Below are 24,310 nucleotides of genomic sequence, written 5' to 3'. Positions count from 1 at the left end.
TGAGGCCGGCAGACTCAACCCCAGCAGCGCAAGCATGCCTGCTGCTCGCGCCACGCCTCGTCCTGCACCACCGCCCTGAAGCGTATCGTCGCCCCCGGCATGCACTGCGCCAATTGCGCCAGCGCCAACGGCGTCAACGCACCCAGCCGTGGATACCCACCGATGGTCTGCCGGTCATTGAGCAGCACGATCGGCTGCCCGTCCGGCGGCACCTGCACGGCGCCAAGTGGGATCCCTTCGGAAATCATCGGCGCGCCCTGGTACATCAACTGCGGCCCAAGCAGTCGGATGCCCATGCGGTCGGCACGGCTGTCCAGCGTCCAGTCACGGTTGAACGCCTCGAACAGGCTGGTGCCGCTGAAATCGCCTATCTGCGCCCCCATCACCAGGTCCAGTACAGGCTTGTCCGCATATACCGGCCGCAACGTTTCGGGAACGTGGGAGCGGCGGTTCGGCGCCCCGACTTGCCCCGCGATGGCGCCGGCAGCATGCAGTACCTCCCCTTTCACCAACGCCCGGCCCTGGCCGTCAACCCCGCCCAGCTCTTCCCGAACCACCGTGGAGCAACTGCCCAGCACCGCCTCGCCCTGAAACCCACCAGGCGCAGCCAGATAAGCACGTACCCCTTGGCGAGGCTGACGCAGCGTCAGCTGCTGGCCCTTGCTGAGGTTGAAGCTGGTCCAGGGCGCTACAGCCTGCCCGTCGACCTGCGCATCCAGGTCGGCCCCGGCCAATGCCAACATGCAATCTTCCTCGGCAACCACACTGAACCCGCCGAGGGCGACTTCCACCACTGCGCTGTCCAAGGCATTGCCCAACAACCAGTTGGCCCAGCGCATCGCCACCCAATCCAGCGCGCCGCCCTGGGTCACCCCCAGATGCCGGACGCCAAAGCGCCCACCATCCTGCAATTGGCACAGCGCGGTGCTGGCCTCGATCCTCAACTGGCTCATGCCTGGGCCTCCAGCGGGCTGTCATCACCGCCCAGGTTGATGAAGTCGGCGTGCCCGACAGCCACGAAACGGACCTGGTCGCCCGGTTGCAGCAAGCTATAGCCCTCGCGCTCGCGGTCGAACAGGTGCACCGGCGTCCGACCGATCAGGTTCCAGCCGCCCGGCGACACCGCCGGATACGCGGCGGTCTGGCGTTCGGCAATTCCGACGCTGCCCGCTGCCACACGCTTGCGCGGAGTACTCAGGCGCGGTGTGGCCAGGCGCTCGTCGACCAGCCCCATGAAGCCGAAGCCCGGGGCGAACCCCAGCGCGAACACCGGGTAATCTCGGCCACAGTGCACGTCGATCACTTCGGCTTCGCTCAGCCCGCTTCGCGCAGCCAGCACCGGCAACTCGGGACCGACGCTGGCGTGGTACCAAACCGGGATCTCGTGCCTGCGCCCGGCCTTTCCATCATCCGGCCGCAGGCCCTCCAGTGCGTGCAGGATGCGTCGGCGCGCTTCGCCCGGCGCCAGGTCGAACTGCACCATCAGCGTGGTGTAGGACGGCACCAGGTCGATCAACTGTTGGCCAAAGACGTCCCGCAAGCGCTGGTTGGCGGCGAGGATCCACGGCATGTTGCCTTCATCGATGGCATCGAACAGCCGCACCATCAAGCTGTCGACGGCCACCACTTCGATACGTGGGGTCATGCCTGCTCCAGCGCGTCAAGTGCCTGGCGGATCTGGCGTAACGCGGCCACGGAACCATCGTTGTCGCCATGCACGCACAAGGTGCTGGCGTTCAACCGCACCTCGCTGCCATCGTCGGCCACCAGGGCCTCGCCCTTGGCCAGGCGCAAGGCCTGCGCGACCACCAGCGCCGGGTCATGGTGCACCGCGTCCGGCAGGCGCCGCGACATCAGGTGCCCGCTGGCGGTGTAGCCACGGTCGGCGAAGGCTTCGAACCACAACTGCACGCCGATCTCGTCGCCCAGGGCCTGGGCGGCGCTGTCGTCGGCGGTGGCCATGAGCATCAGCGGCAAGCCGCTGTCGAATGCCGCCACGGCCTCGAGCACGGTGCGCAGGATGGCCGGGTTGGCCATCATGTCGTTGTACAGCGCGCCATGGGGCTTGACGTAGGCCACCCGGCCACCGAGCACCTTGCAGATTCCGTCCAGGGCGCCGACCTGGTAGTGCAGCAGGTCGCGGATCTCGTCGCTGCTGCAGGCCATGGAGCGGCGGCCGAAGCCTGCCAGGTCCGGGTAGGCCGGGTGCGCGCCGATGGCCACCCGGTGCTCCAGGGCCAGGGCCACGGTGCGGCGCATGGTGCCAGGGTCGCCGGCATGGTAGCCGCAGGCGATGTTGGCGCAGTCGATGAAAGGCATGACCTTGGCATCCTGGCCCATGCGCCAGTTGCCGAAGCTCTCGCCCATGTCGCAATTGAGTAGCAGGCGTTTCACCTGGCGGACCTCCGTATCAATGTTCATGGTGCCTACCTTAGCGCGCCTGGAGCGCTTTGCCGCGGGTTTCCGGCAGGCTCAGCGCAGCCAGGATCACCACACCGTAGGACACCGCGGCGAAGGCGCCAATCCCCAGGCCCAACGGCACTTTCTCGCCGAGCAGGCCGATCAGCAGCGGGAACATGGCGGCGATGACCTTGCCGATGTTGTAGCAGAAGCCCTGTCCCGAGCCACGGATACGGGTGGGGAACAGCTCGGTGAGGAACGAACCCATGCCGCTGAAGATACCCGAGGCGAAGAAGCCCAGCGGGAAGCCCAACCACAGCATCACGTTGTCGCTGACCGGCAGCTGTGTGTAGAGCAGGACGATGACGAACGAGCCCACGGCGAACAGGATGAAGTTCTTCCGGCGCCCCAGCAGGTCGCAGAGGTAGGCACTGACCACATAGCCGATATAGGAGCCGACGATGACCATCGCCAGGTAACCGCCGGTACCGAGCACGCTCAGGCCGCGCTCGTTCTTGAGGAAGGTCGGCAGCCACGAGGTGATGGCGTAGTAGCCGCCCAGGGCACCAGTGGTGAGCAGCGAGGCGCGGATCGTGGTCCACAACATGCCGGGGGCGAAGATCTCGTAGAAATGCGAAGGCGCCGCGACCGTCTCGGCGGCCTTGGCCTCGCGGTAGACCTCCGGGTCCTTGACCAGGCGCCGTACGAAGATCACGAAGATCGCCGGCAGCAACCCGAGCAGGAACAGCGCGCGCCAGGCCTGCTCGGCCGGCAGCCAGGAGAACAGCAGCGCGTAGAGGATGGCGGTCAGGCCCCAGCCGATGGCCCAGCCCGACTGCACCATGCCCACCGCCTTGCCGCGGTCCTGGGCACGGATCACCTCGCCGATCAGCACCGCGCCGGCGGTCCATTCGCCACCGAATCCGAAGCCCATCAGGGTACGGGCGATCAACAGCTGCTCATAGCTCTGGGCGAAACCGCAGAGGAAGGTGAAAAATGCGAACCACAGCACCGTCAGTTGCAGGGTGCGCACCCGCCCGATGCGATCAGAGAGGATGCCGGCGATCCAGCCGCCCAGGGCCGAGGCGATCAGCGTGCTGGTATGGATCAACCCGGCCTCGGCGGTGCTGATGCCCCACAGCATGATCAGCGTGGGGATGACGAAGCTCAGCATCTGGGTGTCCATGCCGTCCAGGCCGTAGCCGATCTTGCAGCTCCAGAAGGTGCGTCGTTGCTGGGAATCGATGTCGCGGTACCAGGCGAAAGGGCCGCTCGAGGTTCGGGCGGGGGCCTGCTGCTGCACGCCGGTCGGGTTCATGGTTGCCTCGGCTTGTTGGTATTGTTCTATGGGCGACGTCGGGCGTCGCGGCCTGGGCACCATGTTCAGAGGCCGCGCCCGGCACGTCCAACGAGAAAATCCGCCGGTCTGGAACAAGAAAAACTGATCATGAACCTTCGTTTCCTCGAAACCTTCGTCTGGGTCGCCCGGCTCAAGAGCTTCCGCCTCACCGCCGAGAAGCTGTTCACCACCCAGGCCTCGGTGTCCAGCCGCATCGCCGCGCTGGAGGCCGACCTGGGCGTGAAATTGCTGCTGCGCGATTCGCGCGGGGTCAGCCTGACACCCGAGGGCGCCAAAGTTCTGGAATATGCCGAACGCATGCTCGACACCGCCAAGGCCATGAAGCAGTCGCTGGACAGCGACCGGGCCAAGACCGGGCGCATTCGCCTGGGGGTCATGGACACGGTCATCCATACCTGGATGAGCGCGCTGGTGGCGGAGCTGGGCGAGCGCTACCCGCAGGTGGAGATCGAGCTGGTGGCCGATACCGCGCTGAACCTGCGCGAGCAGTTGCAGAAGGGTTTTCTCGACGTGATCCTGCAGACCGACCTGTTGCGTGAACAGTCGATCCGCAGCCAGGACCTGGCGCGCTACCCGATGGGCTGGATCGTCGCCGCCGGCTCCCCGCACCACCGCACCTACGCCTCGTTGGCGGAGCTGGCCCGCGAACGCATCGTCACCTTCTCGAAAAACTCACGACCGCACCAGGAAGTGCTCAGCCTGTTGCAGGCAGCCGGGGCCGAGGCGCCACGCCTGAACTGCGTGAACTCGGTGGCGGCAATCACCCGCCTGCTGCGCGACGGTTTCGGCATCGGCGCGCTGCCACCGGCACTGGTGGATGGCGAACTGAGCCGGGGCGAGCTGGTGTTGCTGGACGGATTGCAGCCACCACCAAGCCTGGAGCTGGTGGTGGCCTGGCAGACCGGCGTGGCGTTGGTGGACGAGATCGTCGACGTGTGCCGGCAAGTGCTGGGGCGCTATGCGCGGGATGTGGGCGGGCAGCGGATCGTGCTGGTCTGAAGGTCGCCTTTACCGACGATCAGGGCAGCAAAAGCATCACCGCCAGCTTTCCTTCACCACCTTGCGCTGCCCACCGAGGATCACCCAGCCAATCACCAGCAACAGGCTCTCGACCACGAACGCCAGCACGAACCCGCTGCCGATCCCCCAGCCGATCGCCTCGGGCACCAGCAGGATCTGGTAGCTGTAGCCCTTGAGCGTCTCTTCGCGCAGCGTCGGCTCCGGCTGCACCAGCACATGCCAGGTGCGGCTCACCCACGAGCCTTGCAGGGCCTGCCACTCATGCTCCAGCGCCTGGTTGCGGATCAGCAGGCTTTCGATGCTGTTGGCATCGCTGTTGAACACCGGATCGTCGCTGCTGCGGTAATGCCGCACCAGCGCCTGCAGGTCGCCGTTGAAGAAGCGCTGCGCGGTCTGGCGGAAGCCGTCCAGGGCCTGGCGCGACTCGAGCAGGTGCGCCTCGACGCGCTGGCTGTAGTCCTTGACCAGCCCCGGCACCTGGAGACCGGCCAGCAGGCCGAAGGTGAACAACAGCAAACGCAGGTAACTTCTGAACATGCAGCTTCCTTAGCTCTGGCCGTGGGCGACGCACTCGCCGTGGCGCCACAGCCCCCACTGACCCGGCTCGTAGCGGTTCCAGGTCTCGTTCTCGGTCAAGGCCTCGGTGGCGATCACCGTAACCACGTCGTTGGGGGTGGTTTGCGTGTGGAAGTCGACGATCAGGTCGACATCCTTCAGCCGCGCCGCACCGAACGGTGCGCGGCGGGTGATGTGCACCAGTTTGGTCGAGCAGAAGCAGAACAGCCAGTCGCCGTCGCTGAGCAAGCAGTTAAATACGCCCTTGCCGCGGTACTCGGCGCAAGCCTCGACCAGCACCGGCAGCAACTGCTCGGCTTCCACCGGCTCGGGGAAGGCCTCGCGGATACGATTGAGCAGGTCGCAGAAGGCGGCCTCGCTGTCGGTGTCGCCAATTGGTCGGTAGAACGTGCGCTGTGCGGCGAAATCACCCAACTGGCCGTTGTGCGCGAAGCACCAGTTGCGGCCCCACAGCTCGCGCACGAACGGGTGGGTGTTGGACAGGCAGACCTTGCCGACGTTGGCCTGGCGGATATGGCCGATGACCACTTCGCTCTTGATCGGGTAGCGCTGCACCAGGTTGGCCACTTCCGACTCGCTGCTCGCCGCCGGGTCCTGGAACAGGCGCAGGCCGCGCCCCTCGTAGAAACCGATGCCCCAGCCATCGCGGTGCGGGCCGGTGCGCCCGCCGCGCTGCATCAGGCCGGTGAAGCTGAAGACGATATCGGTGGGGACGTTGGCGCTCATGCCCAGCAGTTCGCACATGTTCGCGGCTCCTGCTTACAGACGGGGTTCGACGCGGCCCTGCCCGGGGCCGGAGCGGCGCACGGAGGCCGGTGGCGGATCGTCGCGGTAGCGGTCGTGACGATTGGCGGCCAGGGACGCATCGGCCACGACCTCCTCCTCTTCCTTGGCCTGGCGCTGGGCGGCGGCCTCACGCTGGGCGCGGCGTTCGCGGGCACGCTTTTCCAGCGGCCAGCGGATCAGCACGAAGACAAAGTACAGGGCAAAGGCGATCATCCCGTACATGGCAAGGTCCGAGGCTGCACGCCAGGCGTTGTTGCCGACCTTGAAGGCGAGGTCCAGCGCGGTGATGGCTATGGCCGGGGCGAAGCTTTCCTTGACCGGGTCGACGATGGTCGGGGCGAACAGCAGCACGGCGATGATCACCCGCAGCGGCTCGCGCAGCCAGCGCCACATCCAGCCGGTCAGCTTGAAACCCACCAGCAGGCAGCCCAGGGCGGCAACGGCGTACAGGCCCCAGGCCAGCGTATAGTCGTGTTCGGTCATGGTGTTGGTGCAAGCCAGGCAAAGAGACGCCTATGATAAACACTTTTACCGGCGCAGGCTGCCCCCGCACCGCATGCGACCCGCAGTGGCCCCTCGCGAGGGGCCCATCATCGATGAGATCACCCATGCCCCTGACCCTTCCCGCCCCTATCGCCCATCAAGCCGACGGCAACGACCCCTACGCCTGGCTGCAGGACCGCGACACGCCCGAGGTGCTGGCCTACCTGGCCGAGGAAAACGCCTACCAGGAAGCCTGCCTGGCCGGCCAGGCGCCGCTGCGTGAGCAACTGTTCGAAGAGATCAAGAGCCGCATTCTCGAGACCGACCTGTCGCTGCCCTCGCCCTGGGGTCCGTACCTCTACTACACCCGCACCACCGCCGGCGACGAGTACCCGCGCCACTACCGCTGTCCGCGCCCGGCCGACGACAGCAATACGGTCGATGAAAGCCGCGAGGAACTGCTGCTCGACCCAAATGCGCTGGCGAACGGCGGTTTCCTCTCCCTCGGCGCCTTCAGCATCAGCCCCGACCATCGCCTGCTGGCCTACAGCCTGGATACCAGCGGCGACGAGGTCTACACCCTGTACGTCAAGGACCTGGCCAGCGGCGCGCTGAGCGCCCTGCCCTTCGACGACTGCGACGGCAGCATGACCTGGGCCAACGACAGCCAGACGCTGTTCTTCGCCGAGCTGGACGACACCCACCGCCCCTGGCGCCTGCGCCGCCACACCCTGGGCGAGGCCGCGGCCACCACCGTATTCGAAGAACCCGACGGGCGTTTCTTCCTGCACTGCTACCGCGCCAGCTCCGAACGCCAACTGGTGCTGCTGCTCAACAGCAAGACCACCAGCGAAGCCTGGGTGCTCGATGCGGCCACGCCGCACGCCGACTTCACCTGCCTGGCGCCACGGGTCGAAGGCCATGAGTACTTCCCCGACCATGGCCAGCTCGACGGTCAATGGCGCTGGTTCATCCGCAGCAACCAGGACGGTATCAACTTCGCCCTGTTCCATGCGCCGGCAGACAGCGTGCCGGCCCGCGCGCAATGGCAGGTGCTGGTGCCGCACCGCGACGACATCATGCTAGAAGGCGTCAGCCTCAATGCCTCGGCGCTGTCCCTGAGCCTGCGCGAAGGCGGCCTGCCGATCATCGAAGTGCGCCCGCAAGGCCTGCCGGCCTACCGCGTCGAACTGCCGGACGCCGCCTACAGCCTCTACGTGCAGGACAGCCTGGAATTCGCCAGCTCGCGCATCCGCCTGCGCTACGAAGCCCTCAACCGCCCGGCCCAGGTGCGCCAGCTGGAGCTGGCCACAGGCGCCCAGCAGGTGCTCAAGCAGACCCCGGTGCTCGGCGCGTTCGACGCCGACGACTACATCAGCCAGCGCCTGTGGGCGGTGGCCAAGGACGGCACCCGGGTACCGATCAGCCTGGTGCGCCGTCGCGCCGACGAAGGCAAGACGGTGCCGCTCTACCTTTACGGCTATGGTGCCTACGGCGAGAGCCTCGACCCGTGGTTCTCCCATGCCCGCCTGAGCCTGCTGGAGCGTGGCGTGGCCTTCGCCATCGCCCATGTGCGCGGTGGCGGCGAGCTGGGTGAAGCCTGGTACCGGGCCGGCAAGCAGGAACACAAGCACAACAGCTTCGATGACTTCATCGCCTGCGCCGAACACCTGGTCGCCGAAGGCGTGACCAGCCGCGAACGCCTGGCGATCAGTGGCGGCAGTGCCGGCGGCCTGTTGATGGGCGCGGTGCTCAACCTGCGCCCCGAGCTGTTCCGCTGCGCCATCGCCGAAGTGCCGTTCGTCGATGTGCTCAACACCATGCTCGACCCCGAGCTGCCGTTGACCGTCACCGAGTACGACGAATGGGGCAACCCGCAAGACCCCGAGGTGTATGCGCGGATCAAGGCCTACGCGCCGTACGAGAACGTCAGGGCCCAGGCCTACCCGGCCATGCTGGTGATCGCCGGCTACAACGACAGCCGAGTGCAGTACTGGGAGGCGGCCAAGTGGGTGGCGCGCCTGCGCACGCGCAAGACCGACGCCAACCTGCTGCTGCTCAAGACCGAGATGGGCGCCGGCCACGGCGGCATGAGCGGCCGCTACCAGGGGCTGCGCGACGTGGCGTTGGAGTATGCGTTCGTCTTCAATGAGCTGGGCGTGGCGTAAAACGCGAATTTCGTTGTCTCACAAGCGCCACGGCCACAGATTGTGCGCACGCGGCGCTTTCCAGACATGCGAAGAAGAACAACACATGCCCGACACCCAGCACCTGAACGCCGAAATCCGCGACATGCTCATGGACTGCGGTCTGTTCGACACCCTGCAGCCCAGCGATTTCGTCACCGCCGCCGGCTATTTCAGCCTCACCGCCGTGAACGAAGGCCAGATCCTGTTCAGCGAAGGCGACGCCGGTACCTTCATGTGCATCCTCCACCGTGGCGTGGTCTCGGTGCGCAAGACCGACGGCAACGGCACCGAGGTGGAAATCGCCACCCTGCGCAAGGGCCGAGCCTTCGGCGAGATGGCCGTGCTCGACGGCGAGCGCCGCTCGGCCACCTGTGTGGCCGCCAGCGACTGCCAGTTGCTGACCCTGGGCAAGGATTCGCTGGAGAAGATGCTCGCCGACGCGCCGCGCATTGCCGCCCGCATCATTCGCGCCCTGGCCGTGGCGCTTTCACGGCGCCTGCGGATGCAGGATGGCCAGCGCCTGGCACAGCAGATCTAGGCTCTGTACGAAAAGTCTTGAGACGCAGGTCAGGCAAGGCGAAAACAGCCGAGGAACGCCCGGGGTCGCGCCCGACTGTACTGGAGTACATGAGCATTCCGAGGCTGTTTTCAACGCAGCATGAACAAGTATCAAGGCTTTTCGTACAGAGCCTAATCGCGCTTGGGCGGCGGTTTTGGCGAATCCTGGTTCAAACCCGGCAACGGTTGGTCCTTCGGCGGCCCCGGCACCGGCATGGGCGGCAGCAACGGCGCGCCGGGCCGGTTGGCGCCGGCCTTGGGCGGCGTGCTCGGGGTGATCTGCGGGTAGGGTGTCGGCGTCGGCGTCCCCGGGGCCCCCGGGACGGTCGTGAGCGGCCGCTGCTGACCTGCAGCGTCGGCCAACGGCACTGTGCCAAGCAACAATGCAGCGAGGATCGCATGCAACATCTGCAGCCTCCTGTCAGAAACCTTCCTACAGGCTATGCCCAATGGCGCATTTTTGCCTGTCCGCCCGCCCGACTGGCGCGCTAGACTCAAGGACATAACCGTCATTGCCCTGATTAGAAAAAAGGTAACACCATGAGTTCCACCTCCGACGCCACCGCCCGCCTCGACCGTATCCTCGCCGACGCCAAGCGCGACAAGGAAATGGGCTATCGCGACAAGGCGCTGAAAATGTACCCCCACGTCTGCGGCCGCTGCACCCGCGAGTTCTCCGGCAAACGCCTGTCGGAACTGACCGTGCATCACCGCGACCACAACCACGACAACAACCCCCAGGACGGCTCCAACTGGGAACTGCTGTGCCTGTACTGCCACGACAACGAGCATGCCCGCTACACCGACCAGCAGTATTTCAGCGAAGGTTCGCTGAGCACACCGAAAGTCGCCGTGGCCACCCACAACCCGTTCGCCGGCCTGGCCGCGCTGATGAAGAAGGACTGACCGTCGATTCCCGCCCCCGCCGTGTCGGCAAGCCCGTATAATCGCGCTCTTTTTTTGCGAAGGGCCCCGACACGTGGCGAACAAACGGTACAGCTGCATCGGCCTGTTCAACCCCAAATCGGCCGAGAACGTCGGCTCGGTGATGCGCGCGGCAGGCTGTTATGGCGTCAACTCGGTGTTCTACACCGGCAAGCGCTATGAGCGCGCCCGCGATTTCGTCACCGATACCAAGCGGGTGCACTACGACATCCCGCTGATCGGCATCGACGACCTGCAACGCATCATTCCGTTGGGCTGCACGCCGGTGGCGGTGGAGCTGGTGGACGGTGCGCGCGCCCTGCCCGAATACACCCACCCGGACCGGGCGATCTATATCTTCGGGCCTGAGGATGGCTCGTTGAGCGAGGACGTACGTGGTTGGTGCGAAGAGACTATCTATATTCCGACCCAGGGTTGCATGAACCTCGCGGCGACGGTCAACGTGGTGCTGTATGACCGCATGGCCAAGGGGCTCAATACCCGCTCGGGGCCGAAATTCAAGTAGGCCGGTCCGGCCCCTTCGCCGGCAAGGCCGGCTCCTACAGGCGCCATGCGCGCTCCTGCACCACCTGGAACTGCTCGGTTGCCGTTGCCGTTGCCGATCAGAAGTCTACCCCCGAAGCCCGCGAGCGACAGCTGCGCCAGCCCAGGCGCCGCCCGTAACTTCGCGACTTCAGGAGGCCGAACGCAGGTCTTGCGGAGGGAGGTGACGGGCATGGATGCCCGTCAAGCGCTGCGCCCCAGGATGGGGCGTTCAGCGCGGTCCTCCCGGGAGCAAGGCCGGAGTGAGGGGACCCGGAGCGAAGCGGAGGGCCGGATGAATGGAGCGCAGCGTTTTTTGGTTACTTTTGTCCGGCCGGCGCTCCGGGCGTTTGACAAAAAGTGACTCGCCGGGTGGCGAAAGGGTGAATATGCGTCATTATAGCAAATGAATGCGCTTACAACTGTAAAAACCCACGCCAATCGCATTTGACTTTGACTTTGACTTTGACTTACACAGCGTATGTTTTAAAATTTATATACGCATTCATTTACGATGGTGACGCATAATCACCTTTCCGCCCTTACGGCGGGTCCCTTTTTGAAGGATCAAAAAGGAACCAAAAAATCCTCGCTCCATTCATCCGGCCCCTACGCTTCGCTCCGGGGTCCCCTCACTCCGGCCTTGCTCCCGGGAGGACCGCGCTGAACGCCCCATCCTGGGGCGCAGCGCTTGACGGGCATCCATGCCCGTCACCTCCCTCCGCAAGACCTGCGTTCGGCCTCCTGAAGTCGCAATTTGTGTCGCCTGAACTATCGCGCACTTAGAGTGCAAAAGCAAAAAACAACAGCAACAGCAACAGCAACAGCAACAGCAACAGCAACAGCGTGACTTAGAGATTCTCCATAGTCGTTCAGCCACGGCGGCGCTTTCATGTCACGGCTGATTAAATACGCTGAGCAAAAGTTTCATTAAAACCAACACCCTCGCCAATGACACCTGCAACCAATCGCTATACCCCCCCTGCTCAGGACAGTCTCGAAGTTTTCCGGGGCAGCCACGCGGCAAATTACACTGAACGCTTGCACGCTGAGCAAAGTCTGCTGGATATCACCAACCTGAGGAGACCCGGCAATGCACGATATCCATTGGACAACGGACACACCGGAACACAATGTCCACGGCCTGGAGCGCGTCAGCTCCCTGGCTGGGGGCGCGTTGATGATCAGTAAGGGGCTACGCCACGGTGGCCTGCTGGGGATGTTGCAGGTTGCCGTCGGCGGCCTGGCGCTGGCCCGTGGTGTGAGCGGGCATTGCTCGACCAAGGCGTGGTGGTTGCGGCATCGCGCCGAATATTTGCGCCTGCATCGCGACATAGAACGGGGGACTGCCGAGCTCAAGGCGCTGAAGGCCAGTGCCGAGGCAGCAACCCGTACCGCAACGGTGACCGGCGGTTGAAAGCTTCGCGGGGCAAGCCCGCTCCCACGAGCCCGCGTTCAAAATGATTGTCCGGGGTCGTGGGAACGGGCTTGCCCCCGCGATAGATCTTGGGTCTAGCGCAATACCTTGCTTTGCAATACTTCGGACTGCCGCCCCAGGACGTTCTCGCTGATCTGCACGAACTCCTCGGTGCTGACGCTCGACAGGCGCATCAGAGCCCGGGCGACATCGTCCAGCGAGCGCTTGTCGTGGTTGTGCAGGCGAATCTCGCGATCCAGCGCCTGCAACAGCAGCACGCCGCGAGCCACCTGCGCCGAGCTGGCCTTGGCACCCTTGAGGTGATCCACTCTGTCGCCAAGTTTATGCAAGCGCGCCTGCAACGCCTCGTAACGGTCGTCGCTCATGCCTCCAGCACGCCGCAGCAGCTCGCTGGCGTAATAGTCGGCCAGGCTCTCGCCGAGCCAGTCGCTGCCATCGCGGTCGTTGATCTGGGCGAACAATTGCACCAGTTCGCGCAACAGCGGGCTATTGCCGTTCTCGCTGATCAGCGGCCGGCCACTGTGCAAGTACAGGGAATTGTTGCCTGGCAGCACGCCACGCCACATCTCGTCGCGGGCACCGACCAGCAGCAACTTGGGCGGGTTGCGTGGAAACACCGACTGCAACTGCGGCCAGATGAAGGTCAACAGGGTCAAGGTGTCCATGCGGCGCATACCCTGCCCCTGCGGCGCGGCGACGGTCACCTCGGTGTCGCCAAGGCGCGCACGGCGGCTGCCCAGGTTGCCGGCGAGCATCCAGCCAGTGGGGCGATCGAACAGGCGCGATACGTCATCGATGCGGAATTTCTGCCGGCCGATGCGCGGCCAGGCGGTTTCGACACTCTTCCAGCCGGCCGGCAGGTCGAAGGCCAGGCGCGACACCAGCTCGGTGCCGTCCTGCTGGTCGAGGCGCGCCGGCGGCACCAGCTGATCGCCACGGAACAGCGCCCAATGCGCGGTCATGCGGGTTTCATGGACACCGCCCTTCGGTTGCTGGTCGAGCAGCACGCGGTAGCTGAGGCTGGTCTTGCCTGATGCCGGGTGCCAGACGCCGCGCCCGTTCTGCACCTGCCACTGGCCATCAGCAAGGAAGTCGCTGTAGACGCCGGCTTTGCCCAGGTCGAAGTCGAGGCTGCGCACCACGCTGCCGTCGGCCAGGGTCAGGCGCACCTCGGCCTGGCCGCTTTGCGGCAAAAGGCGAACCTGATAGTCCAGATCGACTTTCCTGGCCAGCGCCTGAGTGCTGAGCAGCAGGCCAAGCACCATCAACAGCGGGCGACGCATAGCGAAACTCCTTGTAGCCGCGCGGCTCAACCCGCGCGAAAAATCAGGTGGTCTTCCCAGTCGTCTTCATCCACATCGTTCTCGCTGAGCATCCGCCCGGACCGGGAAATGCGTTGCTCATGCACTTGCCCGCGATCGCCGCAGACCAGGTGGTGCCACGACGGCAAGTCCTGGCCTTCGCTGACCAGCCGATAAGCGCAGGTGGGCGGCAGCCACTTGAACTGGTCGGCCTTGCCTGGGGTCAGCTGGATGCAATCTGGCACGAAGCGGAAGCGATTGGGATAGTCGCTGCACTGGCAGGTCTGCAGGTCAAGCAGCTTGCAGGCGATGCTCGTGTAGTAGACGCTGTTGTCCTCTTCGTCCTCGAGTTTCTGCAGGCAGCACAGGCCGCAGCCGTCGCACAGCGACTCCCACTCTTGCGCATCGAGCTGGTCGAGGGTCTTGCGCCGCCAGAAGGGCGCGGTATCGGCGATCATCACACGTGTTCCTGCAGTCAACATCAATCCGCGGCGCGCGGCGGCGCCAGTCTAGAGGCAGTCCGGCGGCAACGCCAGACCGCTTGTCAGTGCTCGCCGGACGCAGTAGCGTGCGGTCTTTGTCCCAGTCCTTGCAGGAGCAACCATGAGCGCCACCCCACGCATCGCCGACTATGCCATCAACGAGCAGTTCATCAATCGCTGGTCGCCCCGCGCCTTCACCAACGAGCCGATCAGCCAGGAAACCTTGCTGAGCTTCCTCGAAGCCGCGCGCTGGGCGCCGTCGGCCTACAACTCGCAGCCGTGGCGTTTCCTCTATGCCCGCCGCGACACACCCAGCTGGGCGCGCTACCTGGACATCCTCAACGAGTTCAACCGCAGCTGGGCGCAGCATGCCTCGGCGCTGGTGCTGATCATCTCCAAGACCACCTTCGCCGCACCCGGCTCCGATGAAGAGAAGCCGGCCCTGTGGCACACCTTCGACACCGGCTCGGCCTGGGGCCATCTGGCGTTGCAGGCCAGCATCAGCGGCTGGCACACCCACGGCATGGCCGGCTTCGATCAGGACCTGGCCCGGCGCGAGCTGAAGATCCCCGAGGGCTACGCACTGCACGCAATGGTGGCAATCGGCAAGCTGGGCGACAAGGCGACCCTGGCCGAAGGTTTGCAGGCCCGTGAAATGCCGAGCCCGCGCCGACCGTTGAGCGAGCTGGCGGCCGAAGGCGATTTCAGCTTGTAAGGTTGCATCTGATTCATCGCGGGACAAGCCCGCTCCCACGGGTGACGGTACACCCCGTGAGAGCGGGCCGTAGAGCAAACGTCTGTCAGTAGCCCCGCGCGAAATCCACTTCCCCACGTAACCCCTGCCCCGCCGCATACGCCCGCGCATTCCCGACGAACAACCGCACCATCGCCGTCGGCGAAGTCGGCGCTGAGCTGTGCCCGGTCAGCAGCAGCCCCCAGGCAGTCCAGAACGGGTGGCGCTGGGGCAACGGCTCCTGGCGGCAGACATCGATCACCGCGCCGGCCAGGTGCCCTTGCTTGAGCGCCTCGACCAGGTCGGCATCGACTACCGCCACGCCGCGCCCGGCATTGATGAACAAGGCACTGGAGCGGAAGCACTTGAACAGTGCCGCATCGTACAGGTCATGGGTGGCCGGCGTGTCGGGCAACAGGTTGAGCACGTAGTCGGCCTCGCCGACCAGGCGGGGCAACTGGTCGAGCCCGGCAACCTCGACGAAAGGCGCCTGCTCACGGGCACTGCTGGCTACCCCGGACAAGGTGACGCCAAAGGGCACGAGGAACTCGGCGACTTGCTGGCCGATATCGCCGGTGCCGACGATCAGCACCCGCCGTCCTTCCAGGGTCCGCCCGGGCCGATCATCCCAACGCCGCTCGACCTGGCTGACCAGGCGCGACAGCACATCGCGCTCATGGCCAAGCATGTAGGTGAGCATGTACTCGGCCATCACCTGACCAAAGATCCCCACCGCCCGGGTCAGGCGGTAGTCGCGCGGCAGGCCGTCGGCCAGCAACGGGGTGATGCCGGCCCAGGTCGATTGCATCCACCGGGGTTTGTGGCCCTGGCGCAACAGGCTGGCCAGCAGGTCGGGCTGGCCCAGCCATACCGGGCAGTCGGGGGCCAGGCGGGCCAGTTCGGCGGAATCGCCACTGGTCAGGACCTCCAGGTCCGGCGCCGCCTCGCCCAGCAGGCGGGCATAGTTGGCATGATCCTGTTCAGCGATCAGAACGCGCATGTGACACACAACCTTGGCAAACAACGGAAGCGGCCCGTCAGGCGGGCCGCAGACAGAGAAGAGACCGCGCGCCCGGATCAGGCCGGGTCGTTGCGGCGCAGCAGTTCTTCGGGCAGGTGCTCGATGTAGTCGTCGTCCGGCGGCGGCATCTGCAGGTGGTAGCCCTGGTTGTCGAGGTTTTCCAGCACCTTGGCGATGTCTTCGCGGGCCAGCTTGCGCTCGGGGCTGAGCACCAGGTCGAAGGCGTGCACGGGCGTGCCGAAGAAAGGCAGCAGCCCCTCGGGGACACGCTCCAGGCCATCGGCCTTGAGCACATACAGGTACATTTCGTTCTTGCGGGGGCTCTTGTAGATCGAGCAGATACGTTTCATCGTGAATCTCCGGCACCGGCCAGATCGTCCAGCAGGGCCTGGCCCATGCGCTCGCGACGCCAGCCGCGCAGTGCATCGGGCAGTTGATAGGGACCGTCGGGGTAGCCGCTCTTGAGCAGCGCTTCGAGGGCTTTCTTGCGCAGCATCAGTTCCGGGGCGATGCCCAGGCGCTCACCTTCAGCCTGTCCGATGGCGCGCAGGCGCTTGAGAATGCCGGCGGCTTCGATCGGCAGCGGCTCGGGCAGTGGCGCGGGCCATTGCTCCTGCGGCAGGCTGGCGGCGCGCTTGATCAGCTGGATCAACGCCTCGCCGTCCTGGCGGATGGTACGCGGGTGCATTTCGTCGATTTTCGCCAGCGCCGACGGGCTGTCCGGCTGGCTCTTGGCCATGGGCCACAACGAATGTTCCTTGAGGATGCGATTGCGTGGCACATCGCGGCTGCGGGCCTCACGCTCGCGCCAGGCGCACAGCTCGCGCAGCACGGCCAGCTGCTGGCGGCCGAGCTTCCAAGCCAGCTTGACGTCGCGGTAGAGGGTCTCGGGCTCGACTTCACGGCGCAGCGCGGCAACCAGCTCGGCACCGTCCTCGAGCACCCAGGCGTACTTGTCATCCGACAGCCGCGGGCGCAGGGCGGTGAACAGCTCGGCCAGGTGAACGGCGTCTTCGGCAGCGTAGCTCACCTGGGTGTCCGACAGCGGGCGCTGCAGCCAGTCGGAGCGAGTCTCGCCTTTGGGCAGCTCGAGCCCCAGCACGTCCTGCACCAGACGCGAATAGCCCATGGAGAAACCGATGTTCAGGTAGCCGGCGGCCAGTTGGGTGTCGAACAAGGGTTGTGGCAGCTTGCCGGTCAGGCGCAGCAAGACCTCCAGGTCTTCGCTGCAGGCGTGCAGCACCTTGACCACGCTATTGTCTTCGAGCAGCTCGGCCAGCGGCTGCCAGTCGCGAATCAGCAAAGGGTCGATGAGGAAGGCACGTTTGCCGTCACCGATCTGGATCAACCCGGCTTTCGGGTAGAAGGTGTCGACCCGCATGAATTCGGTGTCGAGGGCCACAAAGGGCAGCTCACGCCAGCTTCGGCAGTGCTGGGCCAGGGTCTGGTCGTCACGGATCCAGTGAATTTCGATGGCCACGAGGCTCTCCCACTAACATTGGCGCGCAGTATATACGGCGCGGGCGCAATGGGTGAAACCTCGCAAGCCACGCCATCCTTGGTGCTGATCGTCGGTACGCTCAGCGATCGGCCGCCAGCCAGGGGCGGCAGCCGGCAAACAGGTCCAGCGAGCGCTGGTAGACCTCGGTGCGCACCTGCAACAGGCCGAGCATCGAGTGGAACAGGTTGTCCTGCGACAACGGCGCATCGCGCAGCTTGCCAAGGCATTCGGTGTCCACGCCGAAGTCCTCGCGGTAGCTGTCGGAGAACCAGGCCAGCAGCGGCACATGCTTCTGCTGCTCTGGTGCGATCATGTAGGGCGTGCCGTGCAGGAACAGGTTGTACTCCCCCAGCGACTCGCCATGATCTGAAAGATAGATCATCGCGGTGTCGACCTTGTCCTGCTTGCTGCGCAAGGTATCGATCAAGGTCGCCAGCACCTTGTCGGTGTAGGCCAGGGTGTTGTCATAGCCGTTGACGATCTCCTGCTGGCTGCACTGGTTCAGAGCGTTGCTGCGGCACACCGGGGTGAAGGGTTCGCTGCCAGCCGGGTAGCGCTTGAAGTATTCCGGGCCATGGCTGCCCATCTGGTGCAGCACCAGCACGGTGTCCTGGTCGAGGTTGTCGAGCAGCTCCGCTAGCCCCTGCAACAGGATGGCGTCGTGGCATTCGCCACCGCCGCACAAGCTCGGATCCTTGAGGTTGCTCACATCGATGAACTGCACCCGGTCACAGGTGCCCTTGCAACCGGACTGGTTGTCACGCCACTGTACCGCCAACCCCGCGCGCTGGAGGATGTCGAGCAGACCTTCGCGGTTCTTCGCCACGCGGGCGTCGTAGTCTTTGCGCGGCATGCCGGAGAACATGCAGGGCACCGAAACAGCGGTCTCGGTCCCGCAGGAGTGGACGTCGGTAAAGCTCAACAGGCCCTGCTCCTTGCTCAATTGTGGGGTAGTGTCGCGGGCATAGCCGAGCAGGCCGAAGTTTTCCGCCCGGGCACTCTCACCGACCACCAGCACTGTCAACGACTTGCGCTGGTGCCGCTGCCAGGCCGCATCACGGCGGGCGTCCTCGCCATAGCGCTGGAAAGGTCGGGTAGCCGTGCCCACTTGCTCGCTGGCATAGCCGATGGAAGCCCCAACGATGTTGCTCGGTGTAAGCATCAAGCGCAGTTCATGGTGATTACGAAACAACGAGGCCAGGCCCTGGTAATTGACCAGCGCCACTGAGCCCAAGGCCGCGACACAGGCACCACTGACCACCAGCTTGCCCAACAGCTCGCGGTGCCAGGGGCGATAGGCGATCCTGGCTTTCCACACCAACAGCGATGGCAGCACCCCCAGCAAAAATAAATAAACGGCAAACTTCAGTGAAAGCAGGTCGCGCACTTCCGCGACATTGGTTTCGGCCACGTTGCGGAACATGCCGGCATCAATAAGCACACCGTATTGATTCATAAAGTAAGCGACACTTGCGCCACTGATGAACAGCACAATCAATACCGGTTTCAATACATAACGAAACGCGAGCAATGTGAGTATGAGATTGAAGGCGAACAGCATCAGCACGGCAAACGCCAGGCTCAACCAGAGCCCCACCATACCCGGCGGCACGATGGACTCAAGGTGTTCCCACAGCATGGTATTGAAGCCGATCAACAGGTACAGGCTGGCCAGCAACGTGACCCATTCGGTGCGCAGGGATCTGAGTTTGAGCATGAGCGTTCGCAACAAGAGTTGATCAGCGGCCAACCCGCCCGGACGGGCAGGTTGGAAAGTTGGCCGAACTCTAGAAAGCCTAGCATCAATTTTTTGTGAAAAAGACGCCAACAATTGGTGGGCCAGCGTCTTTCATTAATTAAATGAATGTCATTCAGCTGCCATTCAGCCAGGCAGGCGAAGTTTGGCGTACGGCTCGCGGTCGATGTCCAGGACTTCGACGCACAACTGAATGTCCAGCCCAGGCTGGGCCGGGATCGCCTCGCGCAGCACCTCGAGCAGGCTGTTCGACAACTGCTGTTTCACCTGCTGCGTACGCCCACTGAGGATCGCCAGGCGCACGTGGGCGAAGGCCCGTTCGGCCGGGGCGGTACCGACCCGGTATTGGGCAAAGGCCTGGGCGCGGCTCTTGATGTCCAGCTCTTCGGCGAACTGGCCACTGCCGACCAGGGCGTGGTTCAGCCGCAGCAGCAGCACATCGACATTGAGGTCGCGCAGATTGTCGCTGTATTCCAGGTTCAGGTGAGGCATGGCGCAGGTTCCGTTCACGCAGGGGGAGGCGACAGCCTAACCCAGTCCCGCACTACGGCAAAGGCGACTATCCTCTTGGTTCAGGCTCGTTTACCAACCCTGAGAGAGGTGAAGAAATGCCAGTTCCGCATGATTTGCTCGCAGACCTGCACGTGACGGCCGACCAGTTCCAGGCCCTGATCGACAAGAACCAGGACCTGCACAAGCTGCACAAGGAATACAACGCCAAGGACAAGGAAGTGCTCGCCGCCGAAGGCAATGCCACCGGCGACGACACCGTAAACCGCCTGCGCAAGGAGCGGGTGCTGATCAAGGACAAGATCGAACGCATCGTCCACCCACCAAAATCCTGATTCCCCAACCGACGCTATCGCGGGGCACGCCCGCTCCCAGGTACCGCGCAGACGCCAAGGCATACGCGGCCATCGCGGGAACGGGCTTGTTCCGCGATGACGTCGACAGCCCTTACGCGCAAGCCATCAGCGCACCCTCCAGATCCTCGATCAGATCGCGGTAATCCTCGATCCCGATCGACAGCCGCAGCAGGTTCTCACTGATCCCCATAACGCCCTTCTGCTCCGGGCTCAGGGAGTTGTGCGACATGCTCCAGGAGTGGTTGATCATGCTCTCCACACCGCCCAGCGAGTCGGCCAGGACGAAGATCGACAGCGCCTCGACCAGGCGGTTGACCGCGGCCCGGTCGCCCTTGATGCGCAACGCCACCACCGCGCCGCCCGTGCGCATCTGGCGTTTGCACAGTTCATGCTGCGGGTGGCTTTCCAGGCCAGGGTAGTAGACCTGCTCGACCTGCGGATGCTGTTCGAGGAACTGCGCCACACGCAGGGCGTTGGCGCTCTGGCGCTCCATGCGCACATCGAGGGTCTTCAGCCCGCGCAATGCCAGGTAGCAGTCGAACGGCCCCTGGATCGCGCCGACCGCCATGCTGATCTTGCGCAGGCGCCCCAGCAACTCGCGGTTGGCCGCCACCACAACGCCACCGGTGAGGTCTGAGTGGCCACCGATGTACTTGCTGGCCGAGTGCATCACCAGGTCCACACCCAGGGTGATCGGTTGCTGGTTCCACGGCGAACAGAAGGTGTTGTCAATGCAGGTCATCACCCCCCGCTCACGGGCCAGTTCGCAGACCGCCTTGATGTCCACCAGGTGCAGCAGCGGGTTGGTCGGCGACTCGATCCAGATCAGCTGGGTCTCGGGGCGGATCGCCGCAGCCACCGCCTCGATGTCGTTGAGGTCGACGTAGGTGGTGGTCAGGCCCGAGGTGCGTCCACGGTAGTCTTCCAGCAGGCGGAAGGTGCCGCCGTAGACGCCATTCATCACCACCACGTGGGCATCCTTGGACAGCAACTCGAGCACCGTGGCGGTGGCGCTGACGCCCGAGGCGCAGGCGACCGCGCCGACGCCCTCCTCCAGTGCGGCCACGCAGGTCTCGTAGGCGTGCCGGGTAGGATTGCTGACCCGGCTGTAGGCATATTCGGGGTTGTCGTCCAGGCCGCGTTTGATGAACGAGCTGGAGGTGACGATGGCCGGGAAGATGGCATTGTCGGCAACACTGGATTGCTCACCGGCATGGATGGTGCGGGTGGCGAAATTGCGCGGTTTGTCGGACATGGTCGGGTCCATTGCCTGAGGGTTGAAAACCGCCACTATCTCATATCCACCACCCCCAGGCGCCAGTGGAACATTGCCGTCGACCCAGCGGCCAAAACGGTTCCATCGTTCCCGGCAAGCGGCTACTCTCGGAAAACTTTTCCCGCAACCGGCGACATGACGTCATGGACAGTTTCGACCAGCACATCCTCACCCTGCTCCAACGCGACGCCTCGCTGTCCCTCAAGGACCTGGCCGAAGCGGTCAACCTGTCCACCACACCGTGCTGGAAACGGGTCAAGCGCCTGGAAGAGGAAGGCTACATCCGCAGCCGCGTCGCCCTGCTCGATCCCGAGCGCCTGGGCCTGGGCCTTACGGTGTTCGTCCAGCTCAAGACCCAGCGCCACGACAGCGCCTGGCTGGCGCAGTTTGCCGCCACGGTGACGGCATTCGAGGAAGTGATGGAGGTGTATCGCATGTCCGGCGACTGGGACTACATGCTGCGGGTGGTGGTGGGCGACATCGCTGCCTACGACCGCTTCTACAAGAAGCTGATCACCAGCACCGACGGGCTGTCGAACATCACCTCGAGTTTTGCCATGGAGCAGATGAAGTACACCACGGCGTATCCGGTGGGGCGCTGAAATGGTCGCTGGCAGGACCGGTCTCCCCCCCGGCAAGCCGGCTCCCCCCCGACCGCGTCCACCTCAAGCCAAACGATATCCTTGTGGGAGCTGGCTTGCCAGCGATGAGGCCGACCCTGTCAGTCAGCCAGGGTAGCCTCGATCCGATTCCCCGCCCTCGCCTTCTCCAACTTGATCGCCACGAACTTCGAGGTTGGTGTGTAGGTCCCCTCACCGTAGCTTTCCAGCGGCACCAACGGATTGGTCTCCGGGTAATACGCCGCCGCCTGACCTTCAGGTACGTCATATGCCACCAGGCGGAAGCCCGACACCCGCCGCTCACGGCCATCCTCCCATAGCGACACCAGGTCCACGTGCTCACCCGGCTCGAAGCCCAGGCGGCGTATGTCGGCCTCGTTGACAAACACCACCTCGCGCAGGCCGAACACCCCACGGTAGCGGTCATCCAGCCCGTATAGGGTGGTGTTGTACTGATCGTGGGAGCGCAGGGTCTGCAGGATCAGATCTGGCTTGTCACCACGGGCCAGCACGGTCGCGTTGACCAGATGCTCCGGCAACTGACTCGGTATGAAACGCGCCTTGCCGGTGGCGGTGCGGAAGTTGCGTTCGGCGGCCTGGTTGCCCAGGTGGAACCCACCGGGATGCTGTAGGCGGGCGTTGAAATCGGCGAAGCCGGGAATCACGTCGGCGATCATGCTGCGGATGCGGCCATAGTCGGCAATCGCGTAGTCCCAATCGATGGGCCGGTTGCCAAGGGTGGCCTTGGCCATGCCAGCAACGATCGCCGGCTCCGAACGCAACTGCGCTGATCGTGGCTTCAGCTGCCCATGGGAAATATGCACCATGCTGAAAGTGTCCTCCACGGTGACGCCCTGCGGCCCCTCGGCCTGGATGTCGATCTCGGTGCGGCCCAGACACGGCAAGATCAGCGCATCGCGCCCGGTAACCAGGTGCGAGCGATTGAGCTTGGTGGAGACCTGCACGGTCAGCTCGCAGTTGCGCAGTGCGGCGTGGGTCCGCGGGGTGTCGGGCGTCGCCTGGGCGAAGTTGCCGCCCAAGCCGATGAACACCTTGGCCCGACCTTCTTCCATAGCCTGGATCGCCAGCACGGCGTTGTGACCGTGGGCACGTGGCACTTTGAAGTGGAAGCGCTTCTCGAGGGTGTCGAGCCAGGCAGCGCTGGGCTTCTCGTCGATGCCCATGGTGCGGTCGCCCTGCACGTTGCTGTGGCCACGCACTGGCGACAGGCCAGCGCCGGGCTTGCCGACGTTGCCGCGCAGCAGCTGCAGGTTGACGATTTCCTGCACGGTGGGCACCGAGTGGCGGTGCTGGGTGACGCCCATGGCCCAGCACATGATGACCCGCTCGGCCTTGCGGTACATGCGCGCGGCCAGCTCGATCTCAGCCTTGTTCAGGCCCGACTGCTCGACGATATGTTCCCAGGGTGTGGCGTCCACCACAGCCAGGTAGGCCTCGACGCCACTGGTGTGCTCAGCGATGAAAGCGTGATCGAACACCGGCGGCTCGTCGTTCAGCTGCGCTTCGCGTTCCCACTGCAGGAGGAACTTGGCGATGCCGCGCATGGCCGCCATGTCGCCACCCAGCGCCGGGCGGAAGTAGGCGGTATTGGTTGGTTCGGAGCCATTGCTGAGCATCTCGAACGGGTGCTGCGGATGCTGGAAGCGCTCGAGCCCGCGCTCTTTGAGCGGGTTGAAGCAGACCACCTGGGCACCACGCTTGACCGCCTCGCGCAGCGGTTCGAGCATGCGCGGGTGGTTGGTGCCGGGGTTCTGGCCAATCACGAAGATCGCATCGGCCAGCTCCAGGTCATGGAACACCACCGTGCCCTTACCCACGCCAAGGGTTTCGGCCATGCCCACGCCGCTGGCCTCGTGACACATGTTCGAGCAGTCGGGGAAATTGTTGGTGCCGTAGGCACGCACGAACAACTGGTAGAGGAACGCCGCCTCGTTGCTGGCCCGGCCCGAGGTGTAGAACTCGGCCTGGTCGGGCGAAGCGAGGCCGTTCAGATGCCGGGCGACCAGGGCGAACGCCTCGTCCCAGCTGATCTCGACGTAATGGTCGGTGGCCGCGTCGTAGCGCATCGGGTGGGTGATGCGGCCTTGGTACTCGAGCCAGTAGTCGGTCTGTTCGAGCAAGGCGCTGACGCTATAGCGGGCGAAGAACGCCGGATCCACCGAGCGACCGGTGGCTTCCCAGTTGACCGCCTTGGCGCCGTTCTCGCAGAACTTGACCATATCGCTTTCCGGCGATTCGCCCCAGGCGCAACCCGGGCAGTCGAAACCACCGTTCTGGTTGGTCTTGAGCATGGCCCGCAGGTTCTTGAAGGCGTTCTCGCTGCCCAGCCAGCTCTTGGTCACGCTCTTGAGCGCGCCCCAGCCGGCGGCCGGCCCCTTGTAGTCCCTGATGTGTTCGTCCTGGCTCATGCTGCGCTTCTCCGCACGGTGTTTTTTCCAGCCTAAGAAGCGCCCCCT

General features: G+C 64.7%; 26 protein-coding genes. 9 read left to right on the top strand and 17 right to left on the bottom strand.

The annotated features are described in order from the left end of the window. Nucleotides 1-14 precede the first annotated feature (14 nt). Genes LU688_RS07835 through LU688_RS07820 form a run of 4 tightly spaced genes read right to left on the bottom strand, consistent with a single transcriptional unit; the run spans nt 15 to nt 3,718 of the window. Complete coding sequence (locus LU688_RS07835) at nt 15-953, bottom strand: 5-oxoprolinase subunit C family protein (RefSeq protein ID WP_160291274.1); 939 nt, start codon at nt 951-953, stop codon at nt 15-17. Then, entirely contained in the window at nt 950-1,645 is a 696-nt protein-coding gene (pxpB, locus tag LU688_RS07830) for a 5-oxoprolinase subunit PxpB (RefSeq protein WP_160291273.1), read from the bottom strand. The genes LU688_RS07835 and pxpB overlap by 4 nt, the downstream gene beginning before the upstream one ends. Further along, nucleotides 1,642-2,421, bottom strand: a complete 780-nt coding sequence (locus tag LU688_RS07825; RefSeq protein WP_160291272.1) for a 5-oxoprolinase subunit PxpA — start codon at nt 2,419-2,421, stop codon at nt 1,642-1,644. The genes pxpB and LU688_RS07825 overlap by 4 nt, the downstream gene beginning before the upstream one ends. A gap of 10 nt (nt 2,422-2,431) precedes the next feature. Further along, nucleotides 2,432-3,718: an MFS transporter gene (locus tag LU688_RS07820; RefSeq protein WP_038705611.1), complete on the bottom strand. Its 1,287-nt coding sequence runs from the start codon at nt 3,716-3,718 to the stop codon at nt 2,432-2,434. Between the two features lie 129 nt (nt 3,719-3,847). On the opposite strand from LU688_RS07820, the gene LU688_RS07815 reads away from it, so the two are divergent. Continuing rightward, nucleotides 3,848-4,759: a LysR family transcriptional regulator gene (locus LU688_RS07815; protein ID WP_038705610.1), complete on the top strand. Its 912-nt coding sequence runs from the start codon at nt 3,848-3,850 to the stop codon at nt 4,757-4,759. Nucleotides 4,760-4,795: 36 nt separating this feature from the next. Here the strand turns inward: LU688_RS07815 and LU688_RS07810 are convergent, their stop codons facing one another. The 3 genes from LU688_RS07810 to LU688_RS07800 are packed head-to-tail and all read right to left on the bottom strand — an operon-like array spanning nt 4,796 to nt 6,625. Continuing rightward, a complete protein-coding gene (locus tag LU688_RS07810; protein ID WP_160291271.1) occupies nt 4,796-5,317 on the bottom strand; it encodes a DUF2937 family protein in 522 nt (173 codons plus the stop codon). 9 nt (nt 5,318-5,326) lie between these two features. Continuing rightward, nucleotides 5,327-6,100 carry a class II glutamine amidotransferase gene (locus LU688_RS07805; RefSeq protein ID WP_094010045.1) on the bottom strand — a complete coding sequence of 258 codons (774 nt, stop codon included), beginning with the start codon at nt 6,098-6,100 and terminating at the stop codon, nt 5,327-5,329. Between the two features lie 15 nt (nt 6,101-6,115). Beyond that, nucleotides 6,116-6,625 carry an MFS transporter gene (locus LU688_RS07800; protein WP_094010046.1) on the bottom strand — a complete coding sequence of 170 codons (510 nt, stop codon included), beginning with the start codon at nt 6,623-6,625 and terminating at the stop codon, nt 6,116-6,118. A gap of 125 nt (nt 6,626-6,750) precedes the next feature. On the opposite strand from LU688_RS07800, the gene LU688_RS07795 reads away from it, so the two are divergent. After that, on the top strand, nt 6,751-8,793 hold the full coding sequence (locus LU688_RS07795; protein ID WP_094010047.1) for a S9 family peptidase: 2,043 nt from the start codon (nt 6,751-6,753) through the stop codon (nt 8,791-8,793). 85 nt (nt 8,794-8,878) lie between these two features. Next, entirely contained in the window at nt 8,879-9,352 is a 474-nt protein-coding gene (locus LU688_RS07790) for a cyclic nucleotide-binding domain-containing protein (protein ID WP_038705606.1), read from the top strand. A 152-nt stretch (nt 9,353-9,504) separates the two neighbouring features. Here LU688_RS07790 and LU688_RS07785 read toward each other — a convergent pair whose 3' ends face one another. Beyond that, complete coding sequence (locus LU688_RS07785) at nt 9,505-9,780, bottom strand: hypothetical protein (RefSeq protein WP_160291270.1); 276 nt, start codon at nt 9,778-9,780, stop codon at nt 9,505-9,507. 132 nt (nt 9,781-9,912) lie between these two features. On the opposite strand from LU688_RS07785, the gene LU688_RS07780 reads away from it, so the two are divergent. The 3 genes from LU688_RS07780 (at nt 9,913) to LU688_RS07770 (ending at nt 12,256) form a co-directional block, all read left to right on the top strand. Next, nucleotides 9,913-10,278, top strand: coding sequence for a YajD family HNH nuclease (locus LU688_RS07780; RefSeq protein WP_023632486.1), 366 nt, complete (start codon nt 9,913-9,915; stop codon nt 10,276-10,278). Between the two features lie 73 nt (nt 10,279-10,351). After that, nucleotides 10,352-10,822, top strand: a complete 471-nt coding sequence (locus LU688_RS07775) for an RNA methyltransferase (RefSeq protein WP_023632487.1) — start codon at nt 10,352-10,354, stop codon at nt 10,820-10,822. A gap of 1,110 nt (nt 10,823-11,932) precedes the next feature. After that, on the top strand, nt 11,933-12,256 hold the full coding sequence (locus tag LU688_RS07770; protein ID WP_094010048.1) for a YgaP-like transmembrane domain: 324 nt from the start codon (nt 11,933-11,935) through the stop codon (nt 12,254-12,256). 95 nt (nt 12,257-12,351) lie between these two features. Here LU688_RS07770 and LU688_RS07765 read toward each other — a convergent pair whose 3' ends face one another. Continuing rightward, on the bottom strand, nt 12,352-13,560 hold the full coding sequence (locus LU688_RS07765) for a hypothetical protein (protein WP_160291292.1): 1,209 nt from the start codon (nt 13,558-13,560) through the stop codon (nt 12,352-12,354). 26 nt (nt 13,561-13,586) lie between these two features. Beyond that, nucleotides 13,587-14,036, bottom strand: coding sequence for a YcgN family cysteine cluster protein (locus LU688_RS07760; RefSeq protein ID WP_023631623.1), 450 nt, complete (start codon nt 14,034-14,036; stop codon nt 13,587-13,589). A gap of 145 nt (nt 14,037-14,181) precedes the next feature. Here LU688_RS07760 and LU688_RS07755 point away from each other — a divergent pair, with 145 nt between their 5' ends. Next, nucleotides 14,182-14,775, top strand: coding sequence for a nitroreductase family protein (locus LU688_RS07755; protein WP_023631624.1), 594 nt, complete (start codon nt 14,182-14,184; stop codon nt 14,773-14,775). Between the two features lie 85 nt (nt 14,776-14,860). On the opposite strand, the gene LU688_RS07750 is transcribed toward LU688_RS07755, so the two are convergent. The 5 genes from LU688_RS07750 to LU688_RS07730 form a co-directional block, all read right to left on the bottom strand. After that, nucleotides 14,861-15,793, bottom strand: a complete 933-nt coding sequence (locus LU688_RS07750) for a D-2-hydroxyacid dehydrogenase (protein ID WP_094010050.1) — start codon at nt 15,791-15,793, stop codon at nt 14,861-14,863. Between the two features lie 77 nt (nt 15,794-15,870). Then, on the bottom strand, nt 15,871-16,164 hold the full coding sequence (locus tag LU688_RS07745) for a YcgL domain-containing protein (protein ID WP_023630461.1): 294 nt from the start codon (nt 16,162-16,164) through the stop codon (nt 15,871-15,873). Next, nucleotides 16,161-17,294, bottom strand: a complete 1,134-nt coding sequence (gene rnd / locus LU688_RS07740; RefSeq protein WP_023630460.1) for a ribonuclease D — start codon at nt 17,292-17,294, stop codon at nt 16,161-16,163. Before rnd ends, LU688_RS07745 begins: the two co-directional genes overlap by 4 nt. Before the next feature lie 100 nt (nt 17,295-17,394). Then, complete coding sequence (locus LU688_RS07735) at nt 17,395-19,032, bottom strand: phosphoethanolamine transferase (protein ID WP_038705602.1); 1,638 nt, start codon at nt 19,030-19,032, stop codon at nt 17,395-17,397. 165 nt (nt 19,033-19,197) lie between these two features. Next, nucleotides 19,198-19,563 carry a 5-carboxymethyl-2-hydroxymuconate Delta-isomerase gene (locus tag LU688_RS07730; RefSeq protein WP_023630459.1) on the bottom strand — a complete coding sequence of 122 codons (366 nt, stop codon included), beginning with the start codon at nt 19,561-19,563 and terminating at the stop codon, nt 19,198-19,200. Between the two features lie 116 nt (nt 19,564-19,679). Here LU688_RS07730 and LU688_RS07725 point away from each other — a divergent pair, with 116 nt between their 5' ends. After that, entirely contained in the window at nt 19,680-19,916 is a 237-nt protein-coding gene (locus LU688_RS07725; protein WP_023630458.1) for an HP1242/YdcH family protein, read from the top strand. Between the two features lie 112 nt (nt 19,917-20,028). On the opposite strand, the gene LU688_RS07720 is transcribed toward LU688_RS07725, so the two are convergent. Beyond that, nucleotides 20,029-21,204 carry a trans-sulfuration enzyme family protein gene (locus tag LU688_RS07720; protein ID WP_160291293.1) on the bottom strand — a complete coding sequence of 392 codons (1,176 nt, stop codon included), beginning with the start codon at nt 21,202-21,204 and terminating at the stop codon, nt 20,029-20,031. Nucleotides 21,205-21,356: 152 nt separating this feature from the next. Between LU688_RS07720 and LU688_RS07715 the strand changes: the two genes are divergently transcribed. Beyond that, entirely contained in the window at nt 21,357-21,815 is a 459-nt protein-coding gene (locus LU688_RS07715; RefSeq protein ID WP_023630456.1) for an Lrp/AsnC family transcriptional regulator, read from the top strand. A gap of 119 nt (nt 21,816-21,934) precedes the next feature. Here LU688_RS07715 and LU688_RS07710 read toward each other — a convergent pair whose 3' ends face one another. Further along, the gene (locus LU688_RS07710) at nt 21,935-24,262 is read right to left on the bottom strand and encodes an FdhF/YdeP family oxidoreductase (RefSeq protein WP_023630455.1); all 2,328 of its coding nucleotides are present in this window, start codon (nt 24,260-24,262) and stop codon (nt 21,935-21,937) included. Nucleotides 24,263-24,310 lie beyond the last annotated feature (48 nt).

The organism is Pseudomonas soli, from assembly GCF_021283165.2.
Classification (GTDB): Bacteria; Pseudomonadota; Gammaproteobacteria; order Pseudomonadales; family Pseudomonadaceae; genus Aquipseudomonas; species Aquipseudomonas soli.
The sequence above is the reverse complement of the archived record's forward strand: the minus strand, read 5'-3'. Positions and strand labels throughout refer to the sequence as shown.